The organism is Massilia sp. CT11-108 (assembly GCF_047302915.1).
Taxonomy (GTDB): Bacteria; Pseudomonadota; Gammaproteobacteria; order Burkholderiales; family Burkholderiaceae_D; genus Telluria; species Telluria orientalis.
The window spans coordinates 1-4,170 of the sequence record NZ_JBKYMO010000481.1 but is presented as its reverse complement, the minus strand read 5'-3'; the positions used below and the strand labels follow the sequence as shown (position 1 = coordinate 4,170).

Below are 4,170 nucleotides of genomic sequence, written 5' to 3'. Positions count from 1 at the left end.
GCCGCGCTGTGGCAGCAGCGCCGGCTGGTGGCGCACGCACGCCGCTTCGCCTGGCTGCGCCGCGCGTGGCTGCTGTTCACCATCGGCTTCATCGGCTATGCGGCGCAGGCGCAGCTGTCCATCGTCAATCTCACCGGCATCGTGCAGGCCCTCCGGGCGGGGCGGGGCCTGGATTACCTGCTGTTCGATCCGCTGACCGTGGCGCTGTGGGCGTTCGTGCTCGTCTCCCTGTTCATCTGGGGGCGCGGCACGTTCTGCGGCTGGCTGTGTCCCTTCGGCGCGTTGCAGGAATTCGCGGGTCTCGCGGGACAGGCGCTGCGGCTGCCGCAGGTCGCCGTGCGGCGCGTGCTCGATGCGCGCCTGAAGCGCGTGAAGTACGGCGTGCTGGCGGCGATCCTGCTGGCGGCCGTGTGGGCGCCGGCGCAGGCAGACCGGCTCGTCGAACTGGAACCGTTCAAGACCGCGATCACGCTGAATTTCGTGCGCGCCTGGCCGTTCGTCGCGTATGCCGCCGGCCTGCTGCTGGCCGTCATGGTCGTCAACAAGGCATTCTGCCGTTATCTCTGTCCGCTCGGCGCGGCGCTCGCGCTGCTGGGCCGCGTGCGCCTGCTCGACTGGATCCCGCGGCGCGCCGAATGCGGCACGCCGTGTCAAACGTGCCGCCACCGCTGCGGCTACAACGCGATCGCCCCGAGCGGGAAGGTCGACTACGAGGAGTGTTTTCAATGTATGGAATGTGTCGTTATCCACGCAAGCGACGAACAGTGCGCGCCGCGGATCTTGGAGCGGAAGCGCAGCCGGACGATTCCGATCGTCCCGGCCCCGGACGTCATCGACAGGAGAGCATGATGCACAGAAGGACCTTCATCGCCGCCACCCTGGGCGGCATGGCCGGCGCCGCGGTGGCCGACGCGGCCGCAGCCGACGAACTGCCACTGCACAGCGGCGCCGCGCTGGCATTCGGGACGACGATCAGCGTCGCCGTGCGCCATGCGGACCCGGAAGCCGCGCAGCAGGCCATCGCCGCCGCATTGGGCGAGGCGCGCCGCGTGGATGCGCTGATGAGCCTCCACCAGCCGCCCAGCCAGGTGTTCCGGCTGAACCGCGACAAGGTGCTGCACGGCCCCGATCCGCATCTCCTGACGGTGCTGGAGCATGCGCGCACCTTGTCGCGCCTGACGCAGGGCGCGTTCGACATCACGGTGCAGCCGCTGTGGCGCGCGTTCGATTCGGCGCACGGCGTGCCGCCCGAGCCCGAGCGCATGCGCGCGCAACGCCTCGTCGGCTGGACGCAGGTGCAGGCGGGGCCGGAACGCGTCGTGCTGGCACGGAAGGGGATGGCGATCACGCTGAACGGCCTCGCGCAAGGCTATGCGACGGACCTCGCGCTGGCCGCGCTGCGCCGGCACGGCATCCGCCACGCGCTCGTCGACACGGGCGAATACGGTGCGCTGGGCCGCACCGGCGGGCGGCCATGGCACCTGGGCATCCGCGATCCGCGCAACGAGGACGCGGTGGCCGCGAGCCTCGTGCTGGACGGGCGCTGCGCCGCCACGTCGGGCGATTACGCGTCGGCGTTCACGTCGGACCTGCGCCACCACCACATCTTCGATCCGGCCAGCGGCGATTCGCCGACGGAGCTGGCCAGCGTCACGGTGCTCGCGCCCACCGGGCTGGAGGCCGACGGCCTGTCGACCGCATTCATGGTGATGGGCGCACGCCGCGCGCATGCGCTGGCCGCGCACCTGCCGGGCGTGGACCTGCTCACGATCGGCAAGGACGGCGCGCGCTGGAAGTCGTCCGGCTTCCCGGCTGTCTAGGGGGAGGTCTTCAGATGCGGCAGCTTGCGGTAAATGGTGTTGCGCGAGACGCCCAGCGCGCGCGCCGTCGCCGACACGTTGCCGCCGTTCGCCTCGAGCGACTTGAGGATCGCGGCCAGTTCCATCTCTTCGAGATTGGCGCCGGACGCGATCATCTGCTGGGCGGCGGGCGCGCTCGCGGGTGCGGCTTCGGGCGGCTCCGCGATGTCGTCCAGGAAGTCGTCCGGCATGTGGCGCAGGCCGATTTCTTCCTCGTCGCCGGCCATGATCGCGGCGGTGCGCAGGAGGTTCGTCAGCTGGCGGAAGTTGCCCGGCCATTTGTGGCGCTTGAACAGCCGCAGTACCTCGTCCGAGATCGTGTGCGTGCCGCCCGTTTCGTTCTCCACAGAGAGGATTTTTCGCACCACCGTTTCGAGGTCGGTGCGCTCGCGCAGCGGCGGCAGTTTCACCACGAGGCCGTTCAGGCGGTAATACAGGTCTTCGCGGAACAGGCCCTCGGCGATGCGGCGGCGCAGGTTGTGGTTCGTCGCGCAGATCACTTCCACGTTCACCGGGATCGACTTGCCGCTGCCGAGCGGCGTGACCATCCGTTCCTGCAGCACGCGCAGCAGGCGGGCCTGCAGCGGATAGGGCATGTCGCCGATCTCATCGAGGAACAGCGTGCCGCCGTTCGCCTGCAGGATCTTGCCGACCGCCCCCTTCTTGCGCGCGCCGGTGAACGCGCCGTCCTCGTAGCCGAACAGCTCCGATTCGATCAGCGTCTCGGGAATCGACGCGCAGTTCACGGCGACGAACGGCCCTTGCGCGCGCGGCGAATCGTTGTGGATGGCCTGGGCCAGCAATTCCTTGCCGGTGCCCGTCTCGCCCATGATCATGATCGGCACGTCGCGCCCGAGCACGCGGTTGACCTTGTCGATGACCTGTTCGAGCTGCGGGTCGCCCGTGTTCAGGTAGCGCAGGCCGGACAGGCGCCGCGTGGGTGCCTTCGCGGGCACCTGTGCGATGGGCGCCATCTGCGTCGCATCGTCGAACGCGCCGGTGAGCACGTGCACGCCGTTCGTCAGCCGCAGTTCCGCCCGGCCGCGCACGCGCACGCCGTTGTGCATGCACAGGTCGAGCAGGCCGGGCGCCGCGGTGCGGTAGTGATCGTACAGGGCGGAGACGGGAAGGCCGAACAGGGAGCTGAACGTATGGGCCTGCAGTGCGGGATACGAAAGGCCCAGCTGGAACAGGCCGTTGCGGTTGGCGGCGAGGAAGCGGCCGCCCGGGCTGAACGACGCGATCCCTTCCATCAGCGTGCCGATGAATTCGGGGCGCGTGTGGAAGTGCAGGGTGATCGCGTTTTCGAACGTCGCCGCGAACAGCTGGTTCTCGATCATCAGCGCGGACATGCGCACGAGGGCCATCGTGTGCTTGTGAAAGCTGCGCCGGTCTCCGCTGACGTCCAGCACGCCGACCACGTTGCCGCGGTGGTCGGTGATCGGTGCCGCGGAGCAGGTCAGGAAGTGGTTCGCGGAGAGGAAGTGCTGGTCCGCATGGATCGTCGTCGGCACCCGTTCCGCGATCGCGGTGCCGATCGCGTTCGTGCCCTTGCTCTCCTCGGACCAGGCGACGCCCGCCGTCAGCGCGACGCGGTTGGCCTTTTCGAGGAAGTCGGCGTCGCCCAGCGAATGCACGATCACGCCCTGCGCATCCGTCAGCAGGACCATGTTGTGGGTGTTGGCGATCTGCTGGTACAGCGTTTCCATCGCGGGCACCGCGTGGCTGTACAGCAGGCGATTCTGTTCGACCAGATAGGACAGGTCGGTGCCGGATACGGGGGTGAAATCGGGCCGTGAATCGGGACTCAGGCCGAATTGTTCGGAGCGTCGGTGCGAGATCGCGATCATCGTTGCCATGTCGTCGCCGGGGGCGAGCAAGCCTGCGTGTTGATAAGTCATTCCAAGTCTCCTGGTTGGCCCTGGACCGCGGCTCTATATTGGGAATCGACTGTTCATAAATGTAGCACCTGTACCGGAACGGAACAATCAGGCGTGTAAATATGCTCCGTTTTATTGATGCTTTGTTTTATGCAACACACAGTAAGCAAGCTGGATGCCAGCTTTTTAGGCACTGCAAGACAGGCCTTGCGCAGGTGCCCGCGCGTTTGCTATAGTTCGCGTCCTGCTTCTGCAGCGCACAAAAAGTTTAACTGAATCACACGTTAAACTTGTCAGATCGATTACATCGAGTGTGTTGCAGAAATAGACGAGGGGTTGACGAGTTAAGCGAAGCACTGCATAATCTCACTTCTCTGCTGCTGACGAACAAAACGATTCGCAAGCGCAGCAAGGCAGTACCGAATACAGTT

General features: G+C 66.7%; 3 protein-coding genes. 2 read left to right on the top strand and 1 reads right to left on the bottom strand.

Annotated features, from left to right (window positions below; translation table 11 throughout):
• Together ACEN88_RS25790 and ACEN88_RS25785 are read left to right on the top strand one after the other, a co-directional pair.
• Positions 1-849 (top strand): 4Fe-4S binding protein (locus ACEN88_RS25790; RefSeq protein WP_413344256.1); only part of this gene is annotated, 849 nt, incomplete at its 5' end.
• On the top strand, positions 849-1,820 hold the full coding sequence (locus ACEN88_RS25785) for an FAD:protein FMN transferase (RefSeq protein ID WP_413344254.1): 972 nt from the start codon (positions 849-851) through the stop codon (positions 1,818-1,820). The genes ACEN88_RS25790 and ACEN88_RS25785, both read left to right, overlap by 1 nt.
• On the opposite strand, the gene ACEN88_RS25780 is transcribed toward ACEN88_RS25785, so the two are convergent.
• Positions 1,817-3,760 carry a sigma-54-dependent Fis family transcriptional regulator gene (locus tag ACEN88_RS25780; RefSeq protein ID WP_413344252.1) on the bottom strand — a complete coding sequence of 648 codons (1,944 nt, stop codon included), beginning with the start codon at positions 3,758-3,760 and terminating at the stop codon, positions 1,817-1,819. The genes ACEN88_RS25785 and ACEN88_RS25780 overlap by 4 nt on opposite strands.
• Positions 3,761-4,170 lie beyond the last annotated feature (410 nt).